Origin of the sequence: Bacillus sp. FSL K6-1218 (assembly GCF_038006445.1) — a bacterium.
GTDB lineage: Bacteria > Bacillota > Bacilli > Bacillales > Bacillaceae_G > Bacillus_A > Bacillus_A thuringiensis_S.
Window position 1 is genome coordinate 2,833,365 of the sequence record NZ_JBBOVE010000001.1, and the last position, 19,322, is coordinate 2,852,686.

Here is a 19,322-nt window from a genome sequence, read left to right on the forward strand (position 1 = left end):
AAGAATTGAAATAGCAATCCCCTATGTAAATAAGGTATAATCTACATATAGTGAACCTTTTACGTCGTTAAATAAAAGGTTCTTATACTAAAAAATTCATAAACTAGAAGGTGCAACAATGTTAAGTAGTTTTATTCATTCAGTATTAACGTTTTTTGAAGGACTAGGTTATTGGGGCATTATGCTTGGACTGATGATTGAGATTATTCCAAGTGAAATTGTCCTTGCTTATGCAGGATACTTAGTATTCAATGGTAGTATCTCATTTATAGGCGCAGTTGTATTCGGTACAATTGGCGGTGTTATTGCCCAAATCTTTATTTATTGGCTTGGACGATACGGCGGCCGCCCTATATTAGAACGTTATGGAAAATATATTTTCATACATAAAAAACAAATAGATGCTGCAGAAGATTGGTTTAATCGTTACGGAACTGGTGTCATTTTTACAGCACGCTTCATTCCAGTAGTGCGGCATGCGATTTCAATTCCTGCTGGTATTACAAAAATGCCATTACTACGTTTCACTACATTAACAGCCCTTGCGATTATCCCTTGGTCTATTATTTTCATTTATTTAGGTGAAAAACTAGGTGAAAATTGGGAGAATATTAACGATATTGCTGGGCCATATGTGAAATCATTCGCAATTGGCGGTGTCATACTCGTTCTTTTATACTTCATCATTAAAAAATGGACAAAAAAACGTAAAAATCTTGCTTAAGATAATAAATAAAAACCGCTATACATTCATTACGAACTATAGCGGTTTTTTATGTTTAAATTGACTAATCTGTAGAAATTACAAGAAAACCCCTCAGTTTAACATTTACATGGATAAGCAACAATTCACTCGTCCATTTCGTATATTATCTCAAAAAGGAGTGATTCCCCTATGCATTGGCAGCAAAAAATACCATACTTAATCGGACGCCCTATCGGTATTTCCTTCATAAATGGGCAAGGAACTTCTGGCGTATTATGTTCAGCGCATGATGGTCAATTATATGTATATGAATACCTTTATCAAGCCCAGTTCGCAATGAAACATTATGATTATAGACAGATTCAAGATATACATGCATTCCCAAATTGCCCTCACCAAAATCCTCTATACTAAAAAAATCGGAACGGCCATAGCCATTCCGATTTCTATACTTTATTTCTCAGAATTAAATTTCTGCACTGCTTCATCAAAATAAATCCAACCTTTCCAGCCCAAATGAATCGTATCTTTTAAGAAATACTTATCATATTCATGACCAGAGAAATCAACTACTGGATATCCTGCTTTCTCAACCTGTTCTCGAACTTTTTTATAATACACTTCACGGCGTTCTTTCGGAAAGCCAGTATAATCATACCAAGGCCCATTTACAGGTACAGAAATAAAGAGTGGTTTGACATTTTTCTCTTTAAATAAATCTAAAATAATTTGCAAATCATCATATTCTGGTGATTCATCATATGTTTCATTTGCTCTAAAGTTTTTTAAACCTTTTAGTTTTTTCTTCAGATTATTCTTATGATAATACGGATTTTCAATTCCGAATGTATTTGTAGTAGACTCAGCTTTCCCTTCTTGTTCTGCGTGTTTACGTGCGTCTTCCCAAGAAATTGAACGAAGTCCGATATTTGTTTTCTCTTTCATCGGTTCGATTTTAAATAAAGAGTTAAATAAATCTCTATGATCTAAAATATTTCGATGCATATAAGCAAGTGGTTTAACTAAACCTGCTTTTATGTTATGTTTCGTATCATTATATACAATACCTTCTAATGAATTTTTTAATATATCATCTTCTTGAACAACTTTATAATCTAATAGCCGTTTCGCGATTTGCTTCTTCATTTCTGGATTTATCTCATCATTAAAAATAAAATGATATGCTTGTTGTTTGGAGAAATTATTAGTGAAATCCCCTTGTGATACACCAGTCTTTGTAAACCATTGTGGTGAAAGAACAAAGACTACTTTTTTACCTTCTAATTCATCCATAGTAGATGTCATATTTAAAATATGAGCTAAACTTTGTGTACCGCCAGTTCCAATTAAAAACGGTGTAAAACCAGCTGGATTTACTTTGAAATAATTAGACGGATGATATGCATCCATTCGTAAAAATTCTGATGAACCGTACATCGGTAAATACTGTGAATTCTCTAACATTTTTTGCTGTAAGAAAACACTTTGTAATTTCCCTTTTTGTAAAGAAGTTGCCGCATCTTCTACCTTCTTATCACTAATAAGCGGTACTAAACTTTTCGAGGGGATTAGAATGATAATGAAAAAAAGCACACACGCTAAAATTATAGGACCAAAAGCATGCTTCATTTTCATCTTTTGTCCCTCTTTCTATCGTTATTAAATTGTAACCCTTGTTTTTGACACGTCATCTTTTCTCTCCTTTTTATCTATACATGTTCCATTCTATTTATCTATTATATACATGTATGTATTTCCTTCCTTGTTCTATTAAGTCCTATATAAATAGCGCAAGAAAATGTTTCCATAGAAACACGTTAATTATACAAGATTATACATAAATTTCACACTGGAATTTTACTAATAATTTTATTTTTTAACAATGAAAAAACATATGAAATGTCTAGAATTCTTTGGATGATGTATGGAGTTCAAAATATGATAATAAGCGCCCGTTATGATTAACTTCATGAGTATATATAAACCCGAGCTTTCGTAAAAGTTTTTTCGAGCTCTCATTTGCTACTTTAACTCTAGCAATTATTCTTGTTACATTCAAAGTCTCTATTGCATATTTAATAGAAGCCTCTGCTGCTTCTAATGCATACCCATTCCTCCAATGTTCTGGGTCAAGGAGATACATAATTTCTATTTCACCTGTTTCATCTACCTTTCTTAAACCACAATGTCCTAAAAGCTTTCCTGTTTCACTATTAAATAACAACCATACCCCGAAGTCATACTGTTCCCAATGTAAGATAAGTTGCCCAATATAATCATTTGTTTCTTCCTTCGACATTCCTCTTGATTTAGCCAGCCATTTGCCAACAGTATCTTTTTTTAATATGTTATAAAACTGATCAATATCTTCTACAATTGGTTTCCTCATAAATAATCTTTTTGTATAAATTACTTTCTCTTCTTCAAACATAGACATCATTTTCCCTCCAAATACTGTTTACAGACTAATAAATTATACCATGAACTATTTTTCTAACTTTAAATAAGAAAAAACAGACTATCACATACGTGAAGTCTGTTTCCCCATTCTTTTATTTTTGTACATCTGCCCATTTTAAACTTGTAGCTGGACCAAATTGATGTACATATAAATCTTTCACATATGATTTTTGTAAGTAAGATAATCCGCGCTGGAATACCGGTGCAATTACTGCATCATCAAGTAGCATTTTTTCAGCATCTTGCATTGCTTTCCAGCGAGCCTTTTCATCATTACCTAATTCTGTTTTAATCTTCTTAATTAACGCATCATATTCTGGGTTTGCATATTCTGTATTATTGACGCTACTTCCAGAAAGGAATACTTCTAAATAAGTCATTGGATCTGGATAATCCGGTAACCAGCGTGATAACGACATTTCATATTCTTTCTTCTTCTCAAATGCTAATTTTTGCGTATGTGGTTGTAATTTCACATTCACTTTTAAGCCTGGTAAGTTTTTCTCAAGCTGCTCTTTAATGTACTCTCCAACTTTTTTAAAGTTTTCTAAGTCATAGTTTAATAGTTCTAACGTCACTTCATTTGTACCTGTCTCTTGTTTTGCTTTCTCCCAATATTCTTTCGCTTTTTTTACATCAGTTTTATTAAACTCACCTGCCGTACTTCTAAAATCTTTTTTGTCTGGGCCCTTTAAAAATCCTTTTGGTACGTAATAGTTTGCTGCAACCGATCCATCATTTAAAAATGAATCTGCGAGTCCCTTTTTATCAAAAACTATACTTAGCGCAAGACGTGCATTTTTATTTTTAAGAATCGGTACATTTTCATTAAATCGGAAGAAGTACATAACTGGATCTGTGTATTGTTTTAGCTCTTTATTATTTTTATATTTATCTACGAATTCAGTTGAAATGACAGCTCTATCAACTTTATCTGTTTCGTATAAATTTACCGCAGTTGAAATTTCTTTAACAATTTGATAGTTTACTTCATCTAACTTCACTTCTTTTTTATCCCAATACTTATCATTTTTCTTCATTGTAAAGCTCGCTTCATGCTTCCACTCTGATAAGGTAAACGGTCCATTATATACCGCTTTATTTGCCTCTAATCCGTATTTATCACCTTGCTCTTTCGCATATTTTTCGTTAATTGGATAGAAGGATGGTAAAATTAATAATTTCGTAAAATACGGTACAGGATGTTCTAGCTCTACGACGAATGTTTTATCATCCTTCGCTTTTACTCCTAATTCATCTAGACCTAGTTGTTTTTTATTTATCTTCTCAGCATTTTTCACATCGTACGCAATGTATGCATATTGAGAAGCGGTATCTGGATTAATCAATTGCTTCCAAGCATATACGTAATCATGAGCGGTTACTGGATCTCCGTTAGACCATTTCGCATCACGCAATTGGAATGTATATGTCTTTCCATCTTTACTCACTTCATATTTTTGTGCGCCGGCTTCAATTACTTCATCATTTTTCGATAGACGGAATAGCCCTTCCATTACGTTATTTAAAACGTTAAACGAGACCGCATCTGTTACTTTCCCTGAATTTAACGACGGAATTTCACCCGTTTCTAGTAACTGTAATACTTTCTTCTCACCTTTCGGCTCTGTTGCAGTTTTTTCTTTTGCGCAACCAACTAAAAATGAAGAAACTAATAGAGTACTAACTAATGAGTAACGAACAACTTTTTTCATTTAAAAACCCCCCTCTATTTTTAAGGTAAGTAACGACGAGCACCAGCGTATTCTTCTATATATCCTGGTGTATTTAGCGGTATAATCTCTACCGACCTTTCAGCTCTTGGTGAGTGAATCATATTGCCATCACCAATATACATTGCAACGTGATGGACACTACCTTTCCCTTGATCATGTGCAAAGAAAATTAAATCTCCTTTTTGTAGGTTTTCTTTATCAACTGCAACCCCTGCTCTTGATTGCGGTCCAGAATCTCGCGGAATTGTAATGCCGTGCGATTTATAGATCGTATGCGTGAAGCCAGAGCAATCAAATCCAAAACCACTTGTACCAGCCCATATATACGGTAAACCTAAAAACATTTTCCCTGTGTTAATTAAATCATCAGCGGTCGGTTTTGGAATATCAGTTTGAGAACGGTAAACTGTTCCATCATTTTTTCGTAGCCATGCTTTCTGACCATTTGGCAACAATACACGATATGAAATTGTGTCTTCACTTAATAACGGCAGTCTTGTATTATAACTAACTTCAAGTGATTTATGTTTTTCAGAAGGATTTATATATAAAATCGCTGTTGGATTTGTTATTAACACAAAAGGTTCATTTGTTTTATCTGCAAATTCTTGATTATATGTTAATTGCTTTTCAGGCATCCAGCCCGGATAACCTTCTTCATTTCGTGGTGTTGGCTGTCCGTGCACTAATACCTTCACCCACTCGCCTTTCTTATCAATAACAGTTACTTCTTGACCGAGTAACGCTTGTGTTTCTAATTTATTTGCATTTGTTAACCATAGTTTCTCGTCAAGTGTCATTGATTTCGTCCATTTCCATAGATCCACTGGATTTGTTGCACTCGGTGTATCGATTGGCCTTAATGAATCAGGTGCTGTCCATAACGTTGCAGCAGATACATCTATAAATGCTTTATTATCCTTCTTTTCTTCAGCATTTGCCGATGTAAACGATGAAAATATAAATAAAGTTGTTAAAAATGCAGTTCCTACTTTTTTCATATATATCCCCCTTAAAAGATAGTTTCCTAGTCTCTTCTCCTAAGACTTACTATTCACTGTCGATTGAAGGTTTACCTTTGATCCAGAATAAGTCATTCCTTCCGGCTCTTCCATTAACCAAAGCGGTGCATCAAGATCAAAATAATGTATATTAGGATGCGCTGCCGCTAAATGTGCAACAGCGCTAACGGAAAGTGAAGATTCCATCATGCTTCCCACCATACACTTCACACCAGCTGTTTCTGCGATATCTGCAATACGCCATGCTTCACGTATGCCACCACATTTCATTAATTTAATATTAATGAAGTCTGCATATCTTCCTTGAACGAGCTTTAATGCATCACTTGCTGAAAATATACTTTCATCGGCCATAATTGGCGTTTGCACACGATCTTTGACGTACTTTAACCCATCCCAATCTTTCGCGTGTACTGGTTGTTCAATAAATTCTATATTTAAATTACGATTTTCCATCTCTTGAATGATAGAGACCGCTTCTTTTGGACTCCAACCTTGATTCGCATCTAAACGTAATGTCGTATTTCTTGGTACCACATTTCGAATTGCCTCAATACGTTCCAAATCTAAATACGCCTCTTTACCCACTTTAATCTTTAATGTTTGAAATCCTTTTTCTATATGTTTCTTCGCTTCTTTTGCCATTAATACAGGCTCATCCACACTCACTGTAATATCGGTATAAATTTCTTTCTTCCCGCCTAACAATGCATATAACGGTACATTTTGATATTGGCAATATACATCATATAAAGCGATATCTACCGCTGCTTTCGCACTTGAATTTCCAATACAACTCATTTGAATGCGCTGTAGTAACTGCTGAAACTGAATGATATCTTGACCAATTAAACATGAACGCATCGGTCCTAAAATCGCTTCTTCCATTCCACTGGTGAAATCACCCGTAATAACTGGTGTTGCGGCTGCAGCCCCCTTACCAATCACTCCTTCGTCTGTATGAATATAAACATCTATACTTTCAATTTCTGTTACAGTACGAAGTGCGGTTTTAAACGGTGTATGAAGTTTTACACGTCTACGATTTACTTTTACATCTGTAATTTTCATTTCGTTCATCCTTTCGTTCTCCAATGAAGTGAAATTTTAATCCACCGGAGATTTATACCCACAGATTATTAGGTAAACCTATTGGGCTTTTACCCTCCTATCTCCCTACTTTGTTTTCGTTTACTTTTGATGTAGGACGATAATGTGAAATAAAAAAATCCAGCCATAAGAATGATTCTTACGGCTGGATTTTGTCTATGATTGAGTAGACAAAGCAGCAATCTGATTATATTTTTTCTGTGCATCTTTTAGCGCTACAAGTAACGCTTTTTGAGAAGAGCCGAAATATCGGTTCTTTACTTCCATTACTAACGCCGGGTCATTTATATTTTTATGTAGAAATAAATATTTAACAAATTGAGATGTTAATGCAATTGTCGCTGAGCAGTCTGCATCTACAATTTCCCCTGTATCCTTAACAAGTACAAATGCTACGAAATAGCTTTTAAACTTTTCAGTAATGGGATTATTTTGAGGTGCTTTCGCATCCCCTACGATATAAATTGTATTTGAAGCGTACACAGCTATCTTCCTTTCGTATACGAGGATAACGGGTTTCTTAATAGTCGTATGAGCGAGGAACTCAACGTTGATTAAAAAATGTATCCGCTTACCTTGTATTATAATACAATTGACAGAATTTTAACAACATTTATTTTAGTGCATATTCCATATTTATGAAAATAGCTTAAACTCTTCATTTTTACAATATGTGATTGTTCCTTGTACCATGACATTCATACATAAAAAAAACAGTTAGCGATGGCTAACTATTTTTTTCATTACTTGGGCATCACAAATATAGTTTCATTTGACTTAGAAAATTGATACTCTTTTCTCGCAAACTTCAAAATTTCTTCCTCATCGTCTGTTAAATTTTCTATGTTAGTCTTTAAAGAATCTTTATCTTTCTTTAAAGATACTAATTGTTCCTTTTGATCCGTAATCGTATCTTTCTTCTTATCAATTACTTCTTGTTGTTTCGTTAAAATATATTGAACGTACAAAGTAGTTGCTGCAATAAAAAGGACCATTAAAATAAGTCGCCTTAACTTCTTTTTATTTATCCTAAGCTTGTCACTAGGTTGTGATAATTGCTCTGGTATATTAGGAACATTTACTCGTTTGAGTTTCCTCATTCAAATCCCCCTAACCCATATTTTTCACTACCATCGGCACGTTTTCTTACTAGACTAGATTCTATTCTTATAAAATAAACTCCTTCCCAAAAATATCCCATAAATTAACCAATTAAAGATAGCATTCGACGACATTTCCATATTTACACCGATTTTTTTTATACATGCTGCTATAAAATAGTAGTTTCTGTAATTCTTTTTCTACTATTGTAGAAGAGTTTTTTTACACACAAAATTCCTTCCCTACATATCCATGTTATAACATGCTTACAAGGAGGGGAAATATGCATTACCGCACATTAGGCAAAACTGGAATAACTGTTTCTGAAATAGGTTTTGGGGCATGGGCAATCGGTGGTGATGAATGGGGACCTGTTAACGATAAACAATCTATAACTGCTATAAAAAAAGCAATTGAGTGTGGTGTGAATTTTATTGATACTGCGGATGTGTATGGTTTAGGACATAGTGAAAAGTTGGTAGCTACCGCGATTAAAGGACATCGTAATAATATTATCCTATCAACGAAAGGTGGTTTAATCGGACACCACTACGACCCTAATGGAGTTCCTGTATATGATACTCCCGAAAAAATCATCGCCGTATTCGAAACAAGTTTACAACGTCTTCAAACAGATTATATTGATCTTTATTTTTGTCATATTTGGTGGCATAATCGTAGAGAAACCGAAGCATTTCTACGTGCATTTGACATATTAAAACGTGATGGCAAAGTAAGAGCAGTCGGTGTTTCGACTCATGATTTACAATACATTCATCATTTCAATAACAACAACGAAATTGATATCGTACAACTTGATTACAATATATTAAATCGAAAACCAGAAAAAGATATATTACCATTCTTACAAGAGAAAAATCTAGGAGCTGTTATTCGTGGTCCATTAAAAATGGGCATTTTAACTGGAAAATTCACAAATAAAACAATTTTTCCAGATGGAGATTTACGCAAAGATTGGCCAAATGAAACTTGGTTTCAAGAAGACTTACAAACCGTAAAGAAACTTCGGTTGCTCTCAAATAAAAATCAGACCCTAGGGCAACTTGCACTTCGCTATGTACTCTCTCATCCGGCAGTAAGTGTTGTAATTCCTGGTGCGAAGTCAGGAACGCAAGCACAAGAAAATGCAAATGCATCTGTTCGCCCTATTTTGAGTGATGAAGAGCTTAACTATATTCATTCAATATAAAAAGCCCAATCCGGGCTTTTTAATTTGGCAAACTAATATCATACTCCATTCGTTTCGCTGTGTCCTCCGCAACATGCACACCTAACAAGTTTTTCACAATATGAAATGCCATATTAATTCCAGCTGAAATTCCGGCAGATGTTATAATATGTCCTTCATCTACAAACTTTACATTTTCTATAACTTCAACATTTTGAAACTCATTTTTAAACTTTTCAATACTAGCCCAATGTGTTGTTGCTTTTAAACCTTCTAGTAAACCTGCTTTCGCCAGTAATAACGCTCCTGTACAAACTGAAGTCATCAGCTTTACTTCTTTCATTTGCTGGCGAATCCATTTTATTACTATTTCATTTTTTATTTCATATTCTCTAGCACCTAGCCCACCCGGAATTATTAAAATATCCACTAGCGGTAAATTTTCAATACTATAATCCGGCTGTACCTTCAATCCGTTCCTTGCTGTAATCATTTCCCCATTCTCACTAACTGTATAAACAGTAAATGGTTTTTCTTCATTCACCTCAGTTACAGAAAAAACTTCAAATGGCCCTGCAAAGTCTAACACTTCTACTTCATTAAATAAAAATATACCAACACTCCATTTATTCATCATAAGTTCACTTCCTGTTTCAAATGATGTAAAAGATGGTCATATCCTTTTTCTAATGCAATATCATACGCTGTTTTCCCATCATTTTTCTTAATCATCTTATTAGCTCCATTTTTAAGGAGTAACATAATTATTTCTTCATTTCCTAATAATGCTGCTTCGTGGAGTCCTATCCAGCCACCACTTTGCATAATATTTACATCTGATCCTTTTTCAATTAAGAAAGCGACAAGTTCACTTTGCTTGTTCGCAATTGCCGCTTGCAAAGGTGTATTTTCATTTTCGTTTTTTGCTCTACTATGTATATCTGCACCGCTTTCTAAAAGAAAACTCGCTATTTCTTTCTGTCCAAAATAAGCTGCTAAATGAAGTGGTGTCCAGCCATCTTCACTACATTCGTTAACAATACTTGGACTCGGCTTTATAAACTCCACTACTTTTTCCTTATTACCACTTATAACAGCTTGTGCTATTGATTGTAAATGCTCCATAATAATCTCCCATCCTTCATAGTATTTAAGCATCCCCCTTCTACATGTTCTATTAATTACTACATTTTCCTTTTAAAACCTTAAGTTTACATAATAATATTATACATTACTTTTTGTGCTTAATGTTGAATAGCAATAATGTTAAAAATAATACCTTTAAACTATGAAGACTATGATTTCATTAGAGTTACTGAAAAAAGCAATTAAAAAAACTATACACATAGTTTTCATCATATTCGTTCAGTTGCATGAACTAAAACAGGTAATGTTTATTCTGTGCTATTCATGCTTTCAACATATCAAATAATATTATTCCAATAAAAAAACAATCCATTTTTAAAATGGATTGTTTTTTTATTTCTGTTTTATGCGGTTTATGTTATTTTTGTATTTTCAATGACGAAATAATTACGTTTACAAAAATGAAACACTACTATTTTAGTCCCTCTTATACTAAGTTTTTCATTTGAAAACAAAAACTTATTTTCGCCTTACGATTGAAAAAAACGTATGTAAAACTTTCTAAAACAGCTGCCTTATCATACTAATCTATAGCAATTCTGTCTTCTTCCCTTACCTGTTTCCTTTAACACATACGATTTTAAAACAAGCGCCGTTAATGAATCTGTTAGTGTTTTATATGATAAATTTGATAATGCCAATAGATCGTTCGTATATAACATTCTATGCTTCTCTAATAATAATAGTACTAATCGTTCAGACGGTTTTAATGCCTCATCACTTTCTAGTATAAAGTCTATATTTTTCATTTCTCTAATTATTACTCCTTATATAAAAAAATACTTTAGGTGCTAATTTAATATAAAAATAATACACAACAAAATTTGAAATATATTAAAATAACATTGCTTTAAGACACTATTATACTATAACATATAAAAAGCATTTGCCGAAATAGGAAATGCTTTTTATATTGCTTATATAATTCTTCAAAAACTACATTTAAAAACGGTTCGTCATTCTCTAAATATGAATGACGAACCGTCTTCCAGCTTCTTCTCAATTAACATGTTTTACCTTAAATATTTCTTGCAATATGCGGCTTACTGTAATGACTTGTTCCACCGCCACCTACTACTACTTTACCGCCTTTTTCAAAAATTAATAATTTACTTGAACCATCTGCAAGAAGCACTATTACTTCAGCATTATTACTTGTTGCTACATAAATTACATAGCCACTCTTTGATATACAAGTTTCCCAATTCGAATCAAATTCTGATCTTACTACACGATTTGAATACACTTGATTTTCAATTCTATCTTGTTCTACGTTTTCCAAATTTATTCTCCCCTCTTCCCTGTATAGTTATATATATTAAAATAGCAGTCCTGTTTAAAATAGCGACCGATTTTAACATAAATAGTATATGTAATTAGTAGGAGAATGCTTAGACAATGGAAACGAAATAGACTTCGAAAATTTTACAATTGAAACTTCTCTTTAATCATTTCCGCTACTTCTTTTGCACTCAAATACGTGTTATTAATTTTTATATACTCTTCTTTTTCAATTTCACCATGAAGAGAGTTTAATCTATGCTTTTTCATCGTTTCTTTCAAATTATTTTCAGACCACGCAATATCTCTTTTTTTCGGTTTATGTTCTAATCTATTCGGACTTTTATTCCGTTCTAATCTTTCATCTAATTCCGCTTCCAGCTCTACAAAATACACTGTCCCACCTTTTGATTCAAAAATACTTTCTACATGATGTATATAATCCCAATCCGATTGGAGGTCAAATGCCCATATATACGTAAAAATCATTCCAGATAAATCACTTTTAGATACTTCTTCAAATATTTCATTACGAAATAAACTTACTAGTCTTTTTGCTTCTGTCGTACTGTAATCAAAAATTGGACTTACTAAATCAATTGTCATGTGGTTATGAAAAAGTTTTAAACCGGTTAATGTTGCTAATTCTTGACCCACTGTCATTTTCCCAACTGCTTGTGGGCCAAATATTAATATAAGTTTCATTTATTTCCCTCCGATCTTTCTCTATAAACAATTACATAAAATTAAAAATAAGGCAGCCGATTTTGAATCGATTGCCTTATTTTTTTATTCATAGTATTAGTTCTATTCTTTTCGCACAGCTTCAAAAGTAAACATTTGATTTGCATTTGACGGTTCGTTTTTATAAGCATATTCAGCAGAGCAAGTAATATTAGAGAAACCTATACTTTCTAACAGAAGTTTAAACTCTTCTATTCCATACCAACGTACCGCAAAGCGTTGTAGTTCTGTTTGTACTAACTGTCCTTTACTCCACTTTTCATATTTCAAATATGATACAGTAACTTGGTTCAGCCAATCTATTTCAATTGATTTATTTTCTAATGTGATTCCGTCTCCGCTCGGCAAAGAGAAAGTCGATGTATGAATTCCCCCAATCTTCCAGTCATGCGGAAGCATAATATCTACGATTAATCGTCCATCTGGATTAAGATGTTCATAAAAACATTTCAATGCATTTATAGAATCCACACGATTTTCAATTAAACAAAAAGATCCAGTAGGAATGATAATTGCATCATATTTATGCGGAAGTGAAAATTGTTGCAAGCTTCCTTCATATAAATTAGGATGTAAGCCTCTCTCTTTACAGCGCTTACGGCAAGAATCTAGCATTTCAGGTGAATAATCTATCCCATCCACTTTAAAACCAGCCTCTAGAAGCGGAATGATGACACGCCCTGAACCTACTGCAGCTTCGAGGATTCTTCCTCTACAATCTTTTAAACGTTCTTTGTAATACTCAATATCACCATTTAAAGAATAACCGACAGGCTTTGTGTAATCATACAGTTCCGTACAAAGTGTACTATAAAAGCTAAACATTTATTTTCTCCTCCGTTTTTACGTACGGAAGATTTCAATTCAACTAATCTTCCTGTACCTCGAATTTTAATGAGATTTTGAAAGAGCTGACTGTCATAATATACCACTCACTTTCCATAGAATATAATGATATTGTATTACATAACCTTCCAATTCGAAATATAAAAATTAAAAATTCAGACTATAAATTAAAGAGCTTACTTTAGTAAGCTCTTTAGAAAAAATATTTATTTCACCATCGGCAATGTCACTTCACTTAATTTCACTGTAAGTTTCGTGCCACCTTTCGGTCTAATTGTATAATCATAATCACTTGCAATTAAAACAACTCCGATTTGATGCCCCACTTTAAATACATAATCATCTGGCTGCATGTCCCATGTAAATGTATAATCTTTGCCCGGTTGAATCGCTGTTGAATTTTCTATACTCTTTAAGTTTTGTGGATCCATCCAGCCTCTCGTTACGATTTCCGGCTTCGCTCCTCCATAGTCAACAAGTAATGCTGTTAAATTTGATACAGATCGATCAATATTTCCTGTAATTGAAATCTTTGGTGTACCACTTATACGCGTATCTTTTTGCAGTACAGGCATTGTATATACTAATCGATTTGCTACTTCTACTTCTGGGTTTGCTACTAATTGGTTTGATTTCATTTGTGCATCATCTAAGAATGAGAATACTTTATTAGCCGATCCCATACTTAGTGGCAAATTGACTGATTTATTACTTAAATACATACGGATTTTTGAAGGTACAGCCTCTGGATCTGGCCAATTTTTTATCTTTTGCCACGATTTATTTTCTCGTTGCACATCAACCATTGGTTCATCCATAATTCCATTTTCAATTCCGTACAACCAATAATCTAACCATTTATTTTGTGTTTGCTGCCAGTTATTACTTGATGTCCCACCATGACCACCTTGGTGTAGCCACATTTTACGAGGAACATTATTTTCCGCAAGTGCTTCCCACCATTGCGCGAACTGTTTCGTCTTAACATTCCAATCGTTTAAACCATGAACAACAAATACACTCGCATTTACATTTTTAGCATCTTTTACATAGTTACGTTTATCCCAAAAATCATTATAATTACCTGTTTTTCGGTCTTGTCCAGCCGTTAACTCTTTTATAACTTGTCCGCAAACTTCAGGATTTTCCCTTGTCAGTACTGCTTCTGCCATATTATCTGTATCTTCTCCTTGATATCCGCCTGGAGCAATGACTGCACCATTTGCACGATAATAATCATACCAACTACTAATTGCTGCGATTGGAATAATTGTTTTTAAACCTTCAACTCCAGTAGTCGCAACAGCATTTGGTAATGTACCATTATAAGAAACTCCAGTCATACCTACATTTCCTGTAGACCAATTTGCCTGAACTTCCTCACCCTGTTCTGTAAATGCTTTCGCACGACCGTTTACCCAATCAATAACAGATTTTGTCCCGAGTATCTCTTGCTCATCTCCAGTTGTAGGACATCCATCTGATTTTCCAGTACCGATACTTTCGCCTAAAATAACTGCATAACCTCTTGGCACGTAATAGTTCCCATACGAACCAAGATTAACCGCTCCATACGGTTTTCCTTCATACGCATACAATTCTTCATCTACATTATATACAGGAACATCTTTTAATCCAGATCGATATGGACTCATTTCATAAATAACAGGAACCTTCACATTCGGATTTGTCTTTGGACGCATAACTTTTATCGATACTCTGTCTTTCTTACCGTCGCGATCACTATCAACTTCTGTCTCTACATATAAATTTTCGATAATAGCTTCATCGAGAGAATAAATCGGCTTTGTCATCCCATTTTCTAATTCAATTTTCGTATTTTTAGTCTCTTCCTTCTTCTCTGCATGCACATTCATAGTAAAGCTAGGTATAATTGTTGCAGATAGCATTGCTGACAGTGTAATTGCCATTTTCTTTTTACTCAAAATGTTCCTTCCCCTTATTCGTTCTCTTTTACTATATAACAAAATAACTGAAAATTCAGTTTTATTTTTATATAAAAGTTGAGAAACTCAAAGATTTCTTATTAAGTAAAATTTAATGCAGGTGTGAAAGTATTTTCCCACTCCCCCCTTCTTTATAAAGTGAAACTTTAATCAGCACTCACCAATCGGGCGTTTACGAGCAGCAGGGCCCCCTCCTAACTTCTTTGCTTCCCCTGAATTTTGAAGTGGGGGTCTTACTGCCCGGCAAATAGCGGGATAAATAGAGAAAAAGACAACCGATATTTCTATCGATTGTCTTACATTCCATTTATTATTTTTCTAACTCTTTAAAGGTATCTTTCAAGTCTTTATCAGATACCTTTATATCTGCATTTTTAAGCAGATCTCTAGTAACTTGTTGATGGAATTGAGGATCTTGTATACGTTGCTGTTCTAATTCTTTACGAATATTTTCTTTCTCTTCCTCATACGGTTTAAGCTCTTTTTTATCCGTTAGCTTAATAATATGATATCCGAAAGAAGATTTAATAGGTTCACTCAATTGACCAACTTCTAACTTATACGCAGCATCCTCAAATTCTTTCACCATCATACCAGGTCCAAATTCAGATAGTTCTCCACCTTTTTCTTTAGAACCTGGATCCTCTGAATATTGTTTAGCCAATGCCGCGAAATCTTCGCCACTATTTAATTTTTCTTTAATTTCTTTTGCTGTCTTTTCATCTTTCACTAAAATATGGCTAACTTGAAGCTTTGGCTTATAGTGATTTTTAATATCTTTTTCCGTTACGGTTGCTTTAATAGCTTTTTCAAAAGCGAAAGTAAGCTTTAATTTCTCTTTCAACTGATCTTCATTTTTCACACCATTAGATTCCATATATGTATTAAAATTATCGCCCATCTTGTCTTTTAATTCTTTCAGTTGTTTCGTTATCTCTTCATCCGTAACTTTATATTTATCATTTAATACTTTCTCTACTACCATTTCAGATAAATTCTGTTTACCGTAGTTTTCTTTTAATTTTTTGTTAAAATCACTTTCTGAAATACTTCCTGATTTTGTAGTTACAATATTATCTGATGAACCACATGCAGATAAAGATAACGTCATACCCATTAAAATGCTACCAATTACTAATTTCTTTCTTTTCAAATCTGAATACCTCACTTCATTAAATTCAAATATAACTATGTAAATATAACGTTTCCCTGTGAACTTCACGTGAATTTAATGAAAGTAGAACATTTGCTAATTCTCCATTTAATACATCAATTTTGAAAATTATGGTGATTCATCCTGTATCGCTAATCTCTAAAGCTGTAAAAAGGACTAATATTTTCATCAGTCCTTTTTCACATTTATATAAAATTGAATTTCTCCATCTATAGAGGAAACTCCATATTCAAAACCATGCCTTTCTAAAATACTTTTCACTATCGCTAGACCTAATCCTGTACCTGATTTTTCTTTACTACGAGAAGATTCTAATACGTAAAAAGGCTCCCAAATTTTCTCGATATCTTTAATTTTATCCGTATGAATGCCATTTTTTATTTGGAAATATATACTTTTATTTCTATCTTCTAATGTAATTATTATGTTTTGATTTGCTGTATATTTTATCGCATTAGAAATTAAATTTTGAAATACCATTCTCATTTTATTTAAATCTGCATAAACGATTGTATCGCCCGTATTACAATTTACTTGCAAGTTAATTTCTTTCGAATCCAGTTCAATCTGATGCTTATCTAATATACTCTGGACAAGTGGTTCAATGGGGAATTCTTCTTTTTGTAAAATATCTCTTTCTAGTTTAGAAAATCGTAATAGTTCTTCAATTAAGTTTGATATTTGATCTGTTTGTTTAATAATTGTATCTACGTAAGTCCCATCATCTAATCCATCTTTAATCCCCATAGAGTATGCTTTTACTAATGCGATCGGTGTCTTTAATTCATGCGTTACATCACCCATAAATCGTTTTAAATGTTCATTACGATCAGTTAAATCTTGATGTGCTTCATGTAGTTTTTCACTCATGATATTAATACTATTGGCCAACTCTCCTATTTCATCATTCGTTTTCACTTTCGTTCTTTTAAACTGCAAATGTGAAATATCCTGAGCTACATCACTTAGCTCTTTCAGTGGCGTCGTTATTATTTTTGAAAGTATCCACACAAGTAAAATAATAAGAAGGAGCGAGAAACATACGATGTATAAGTAAAATGTATTTAACGTATTTATAATTTCATTTGAATTCGCAATGGAAGTCCCAATTAAAATTATCGTATCATCCTTCGCAATATATTTAGCAAAAAAACTCGATTTTACCTTTCCTTGATCGTACAGTTTATTCGATTGCCCTTCCGTCTTCACTTTCATGACTTCGTCTTTCGTAATCCAAAGTTTATTTAAAGTTACTTTCTTTTTCGTAAGTTGCATGCGTAACGCTTCGTTCATAGCATCTTCTGACTGATTAATCGGTGTATACGCAATTGTAACGTTGTTTTCACTTTCAATTTTATGAATAACATCCTCTATATTTCCCACTGTTGTATTTTGTATTTGTGTTGTAAATTTATTTAAGTTTTCACGTGTTTTATAAATATTATAGTTCGGTAAGAGATTGTTAATGAATAATAATGAAATCATAAAGATGAGAATAACAGTTGCAGAAATGCTGAAAAATAACTTTTTCCCAAGTTTATTCACTTTGTTCCTCCAAACTATAGCCCAGCCCGCGATGCGTCTTAATAATATTTTCTCCAATTTTTTTACGCAGCCTTCTTACATGTGTATCAACCGTTCTCTCTTCTCCAAAATAGTCAAATCCCCATACCATATCTAGCAATTTTTTACGAGTTAAAATCGTTCCTTTATGATTTAAAAAGCATTTTATTAATTCGAGCTCTGTTTTTGTAATTTCTAACTCTATATCATTTTTATATACTTTATTTTTGGCGAAATTTATCTTTACATCTTGTACTTGAATAATATCATCATGCTGAATAAGTTTTTTCGCTCGTGTAATTAGTACTCCTGGATGAAATGGTTTTTTTACGTACTCATCTGCCCCACTTTGAAGCGCCGCTAATTCATCTTCGCTTTCACTTTTCGCCGTAAGCATTAATACTTTTACGCTTGAATTCTTTTTTATTTCCTGACAGACAGTAATACCACTATGTTTCGGCATCATCCAATCCAAAATTGCTAAATCAATTTTTTCATCATAAAACATTTGAAGTGCTTCCTCTCCGTCTTTCGCTAATAAAACTTCGAAACCTTCTTTTTCAAAATAAGCTTTTAAAATTCTTAACATATCTTGTTCGTCATCTGCAATTAAAACTTTCATATTTTTTCCTCCATTGCTTTTAAACAAAAACCAATTGTATCATACAACATCTTTGTTACATGAATGTGACAGAAAAATATTTAAAGCTTTTGAGGGGATAGTAATGGTGAGGTGTTGTATTATGATAAAAAAAATCGGGGTCATTTCTCTTCTTTTATTTCTATTATCAACAAATGCGTTCGCAAAAACCAATCAACAAATTGAAGTATTTGATTGTCAAAAAGAAATGGTCATTCAAAAACAATCTTTAGATCCAGTAATCCAAAAAGAAGCAGTTCAATACGCTAAAGCAATAACCGGTCCATTTAAAAACTTAAATGTCGTTCCAAAAGATGGCTATATGATAAAAATCCCATTATCTAAGCCGGTTTCTATTACTAATCAATGGTTACACACTACAATAGACGAGGTACTTATACTGCTCCCACTAAATGAAAAGCCTTATATTATGCTTTATGATGATGAAAATAATCCACATTTTTATTATGTAAAAGGTAAACCAGGATTATTATTGAAACAAATGAACGTTAAAACGTAATTGACTGAAAAGGAGTCACCTTATAAGCTAAATTTTAAAAGCTAAGGTGCTCTTTTTTATAATAACAATTTAGTAAATGAAATTATAAAAGTTGGTTTTTAATATAAGGGTCGCAAC

Annotated in this window: 21 protein-coding genes; 4 read left to right on the plus strand and 17 right to left on the minus strand. The window is 33.1% G+C overall.

Translation table 11 applies throughout. The features are described 5' to 3' along the window. The first annotated feature begins 118 nt into the window (after positions 1-118). Positions 119-724: a DedA family protein gene (locus MHI26_RS14385; RefSeq protein ID WP_000952912.1), complete on the plus strand. Its 606-nt coding sequence runs from the start codon at positions 119-121 to the stop codon at positions 722-724. Positions 725-895: 171 nt separating this feature from the next. Continuing rightward, positions 896-1,120, plus strand: coding sequence for a hypothetical protein (locus MHI26_RS14390; RefSeq protein ID WP_000558689.1), 225 nt, complete (start codon positions 896-898; stop codon positions 1,118-1,120). A gap of 39 nt (positions 1,121-1,159) precedes the next feature. Here MHI26_RS14390 and dltD read toward each other — a convergent pair whose 3' ends face one another. From dltD to MHI26_RS14425, 7 genes are all read right to left on the minus strand, one after another. Next, positions 1,160-2,341, minus strand: a complete 1,182-nt coding sequence (dltD, locus tag MHI26_RS14395; protein ID WP_000782288.1) for a D-alanyl-lipoteichoic acid biosynthesis protein DltD — start codon at positions 2,339-2,341, stop codon at positions 1,160-1,162. A 268-nt stretch (positions 2,342-2,609) separates the two neighbouring features. Continuing rightward, positions 2,610-3,143, minus strand: coding sequence for a GNAT family N-acetyltransferase (locus tag MHI26_RS14400; protein WP_061667191.1), 534 nt, complete (start codon positions 3,141-3,143; stop codon positions 2,610-2,612). A gap of 115 nt (positions 3,144-3,258) precedes the next feature. Next, on the minus strand, positions 3,259-4,881 hold the full coding sequence (locus MHI26_RS14405) for a peptide ABC transporter substrate-binding protein (RefSeq protein WP_061667190.1): 1,623 nt from the start codon (positions 4,879-4,881) through the stop codon (positions 3,259-3,261). Positions 4,882-4,901: 20 nt separating this feature from the next. Further along, a complete protein-coding gene (locus MHI26_RS14410; protein WP_061667189.1) occupies positions 4,902-5,903 on the minus strand; it encodes a C40 family peptidase in 1,002 nt (333 codons plus the stop codon). A gap of 39 nt (positions 5,904-5,942) precedes the next feature. Beyond that, entirely contained in the window at positions 5,943-7,004 is a 1,062-nt protein-coding gene (locus tag MHI26_RS14415) for a dipeptide epimerase (protein WP_001004553.1), read from the minus strand. A 186-nt stretch (positions 7,005-7,190) separates the two neighbouring features. Further along, positions 7,191-7,517: a DUF3870 domain-containing protein gene (locus tag MHI26_RS14420; RefSeq protein WP_000271314.1), complete on the minus strand. Its 327-nt coding sequence runs from the start codon at positions 7,515-7,517 to the stop codon at positions 7,191-7,193. 260 nt (positions 7,518-7,777) lie between these two features. Then, a complete protein-coding gene (locus tag MHI26_RS14425) occupies positions 7,778-8,134 on the minus strand; it encodes an FtsB family cell division protein (protein ID WP_001228726.1) in 357 nt (118 codons plus the stop codon). 284 nt (positions 8,135-8,418) lie between these two features. Between MHI26_RS14425 and MHI26_RS14430 the strand changes: the two genes are divergently transcribed. Further along, complete coding sequence (locus MHI26_RS14430; protein WP_061667188.1) at positions 8,419-9,345, plus strand: aldo/keto reductase; 927 nt, start codon at positions 8,419-8,421, stop codon at positions 9,343-9,345. Positions 9,346-9,364: 19 nt separating this feature from the next. Here MHI26_RS14430 and MHI26_RS14435 read toward each other — a convergent pair whose 3' ends face one another. The 10 genes from MHI26_RS14435 to MHI26_RS14480 form a co-directional block, all read right to left on the minus strand. Further along, positions 9,365-9,961, minus strand: coding sequence for a DJ-1/PfpI family protein (locus tag MHI26_RS14435; protein ID WP_061667187.1), 597 nt, complete (start codon positions 9,959-9,961; stop codon positions 9,365-9,367). Next, entirely contained in the window at positions 9,958-10,449 is a 492-nt protein-coding gene (locus tag MHI26_RS14440; RefSeq protein WP_061667200.1) for an ankyrin repeat domain-containing protein, read from the minus strand. The genes MHI26_RS14435 and MHI26_RS14440 overlap by 4 nt, the downstream gene beginning before the upstream one ends. Before the next feature lie 539 nt (positions 10,450-10,988). Then, positions 10,989-11,219, minus strand: a complete 231-nt coding sequence (locus MHI26_RS14445) for a hypothetical protein (protein WP_000789031.1) — start codon at positions 11,217-11,219, stop codon at positions 10,989-10,991. 269 nt (positions 11,220-11,488) lie between these two features. Further along, on the minus strand, positions 11,489-11,752 hold the full coding sequence (locus MHI26_RS14450) for a hypothetical protein (RefSeq protein WP_000432429.1): 264 nt from the start codon (positions 11,750-11,752) through the stop codon (positions 11,489-11,491). A 143-nt stretch (positions 11,753-11,895) separates the two neighbouring features. Further along, on the minus strand, positions 11,896-12,456 hold the full coding sequence (locus MHI26_RS14455) for an AAA family ATPase (protein ID WP_061667186.1): 561 nt from the start codon (positions 12,454-12,456) through the stop codon (positions 11,896-11,898). Positions 12,457-12,558: 102 nt separating this feature from the next. Beyond that, complete coding sequence (locus tag MHI26_RS14460) at positions 12,559-13,320, minus strand: class I SAM-dependent methyltransferase (RefSeq protein WP_061667185.1); 762 nt, start codon at positions 13,318-13,320, stop codon at positions 12,559-12,561. Positions 13,321-13,547: 227 nt separating this feature from the next. Continuing rightward, on the minus strand, positions 13,548-15,287 hold the full coding sequence (locus tag MHI26_RS14465) for a Xaa-Pro dipeptidyl-peptidase (protein ID WP_061667184.1): 1,740 nt from the start codon (positions 15,285-15,287) through the stop codon (positions 13,548-13,550). Between the two features lie 331 nt (positions 15,288-15,618). Next, positions 15,619-16,461 carry a peptidylprolyl isomerase PrsA gene (locus tag MHI26_RS14470; RefSeq protein ID WP_061667199.1) on the minus strand — a complete coding sequence of 281 codons (843 nt, stop codon included), beginning with the start codon at positions 16,459-16,461 and terminating at the stop codon, positions 15,619-15,621. Between the two features lie 189 nt (positions 16,462-16,650). Continuing rightward, entirely contained in the window at positions 16,651-18,027 is a 1,377-nt protein-coding gene (locus MHI26_RS14475; protein ID WP_001037227.1) for a sensor histidine kinase, read from the minus strand. Then, positions 18,020-18,667 (minus strand): response regulator transcription factor, encoded by a 648-nt coding sequence (locus MHI26_RS14480; RefSeq protein ID WP_000865985.1) that lies wholly within the window; start codon positions 18,665-18,667, stop codon positions 18,020-18,022. Before MHI26_RS14480 ends, MHI26_RS14475 begins: the two co-directional genes overlap by 8 nt. A gap of 121 nt (positions 18,668-18,788) precedes the next feature. Between MHI26_RS14480 and MHI26_RS14485 the strand changes: the two genes are divergently transcribed. Next, a complete protein-coding gene (locus MHI26_RS14485; RefSeq protein WP_000591758.1) occupies positions 18,789-19,205 on the plus strand; it encodes a hypothetical protein in 417 nt (138 codons plus the stop codon). Positions 19,206-19,322 lie beyond the last annotated feature (117 nt).